Origin of the sequence: Streptomyces sp. NPDC005803 (genome assembly GCF_040630435.1) — a bacterium.
Lineage (GTDB): Bacteria > Actinomycetota > Actinomycetes > Streptomycetales > Streptomycetaceae > Streptomyces.
The window spans coordinates 1-1,757 of sequence record NZ_JBEXXO010000077.1; the positions used below are offsets into that span (position 1 = coordinate 1).

1 protein-coding gene is annotated in these 1,757 nt (G+C 66.8%); it reads left to right on the plus strand.

Annotated features, from left to right (window positions below; genetic code table 11):
• A partial coding sequence (locus ABZ454_RS38800) for a dihydropteroate synthase (protein ID WP_359544130.1) occupies positions 1-1,757 on the plus strand: 1,757 nt, incomplete at both ends.

Below are 1,757 nucleotides of genomic sequence, written 5' to 3' on the forward strand. Positions count from 1 at the left end.
TACGGGTTGTCCCTGGTGGGTGGCTGCTGCGGTACGACTCCGGAGCACCTGCGTCAGGTGGTGGAGCGGGTGCGGGGCGCCGTCCCCGCCGCCCGTGATCCGCGGCCGGAGCCGGGTGCGGCGTCGTTGTACCAGACGGTTCCGTTCCGGCAGGACACCTCGTATCTGGCGATCGGTGAGCGGACGAACGCGAACGGGTCGAAGAAGTTCCGCGAGGCGATGCTGGAGGCGCGCTGGGACGACTGTGTGGAGATGGCCCGGGACCAGATCCGTGAGGGCGCGCACATGCTCGATCTGTGTGTCGACTACGTGGGCCGTGACGGTGTGGCGGACATGGAGGAGTTGGCGGGCCGTTTCGCGACGGCTTCGACCCTTCCGATCGTCCTGGACTCCACCGAACTGCCCGTGCTGCGGGCCGGGCTGGAGAAGCTCGGCGGACGCGCGGTGTTGAACTCCGTCAACTACGAGGACGGTGACGGGCCCGAGTCGCGGTTCGTGAAGGTCACCCGGTTGGCGGCCGAGCACGGTGCGGCGCTGATCGCGTTGACGATCGATGAGGAGGGGCAGGCCCGCACGGTCGAGCACAAGGTCGCGATCGCCGAGCGGCTGATCGCGGACCTGACGGGGAACTGGGGCATCCAGGAGTCGGACATCCTCATCGACACCCTGACCTTCACGATCTGCACGGGTCAGGAGGAGTCCCGCAAGGACGGCATCGCCACGATCGGTGCGATCCGGGAGCTGAAGAAGCGCCACCCCGACGTGCAGACGACGCTGGGTCTGTCGAACATCTCCTTCGGCCTGAACCCGGCCGCCCGGGTCGTGCTGAACTCGGTCTTCCTGGACGAGTGTGTCAAGGCGGGGCTGGACTCGGCGATCGTGCACGCCTCGAAGATCCTGCCGATCGCCCGGCTGGAGGAGGAGCAGGTCAAGGTCGCCCTCGACCTGATCTACGACCGCCGCGCCGAGGGTTACGACCCGCTGCAAAGGCTCATGGAGCTCTTCGAGGGCGTCAACATGAAGTCGATGAAGGCCGGCAAGGCCGAGGAACTCCTCGCCCTGCCCCTGGAGGAGCGCCTGCAGCGACGCATCATCGACGGTGAGAAGAACGGCCTGGAGGCCGACCTCGCCCAGGCGCTGAAGGACACGCCGGCACTCGACATCGTCAACAACACCCTCCTGGAGGGCATGAAGGTCGTCGGCGAGCTGTTCGGGTCGGGGCAGATGCAGCTGCCGTTCGTGCTCCAGTCCGCCGAGGTCATGAAGAGCGCGGTGGCGTATCTGGAGCCGCACATGGAGAAGTCCGACGCGGAGGGCAAGGGCACCATCGTCCTGGCGACCGTGCGCGGCGACGTCCACGACATCGGCAAGAACCTCGTCGACATCATCCTGTCCAACAACGGGTTCAACGTCGTCAACATCGGCATCAAGCAGCCCGTCTCCGCGATCCTGGACGCCGCCGAGGAACACAAGGCCGACGTCATCGGCATGTCCGGCCTCCTGGTCAAGTCCACCGTGATCATGAAGGAGAACCTCCAGGAGCTCAACCAGCGCAAACTGGCCGCCCACTACCCCGTCATCCTCGGCGGCGCCGCCCTCACCCGCGCCTACGTGGAACAGGACCTCCACGAGATCTACGAAGGCGAAGTCCGCTACGCCCGCGACGCCTTCGAGGGCCTGCGCCTCATGGACGCCCTGATCGCGGTCAAGCGCGGCGTCCCCGGAGCCACCCTCCCCGAACTCAAACAGCGCCGCGT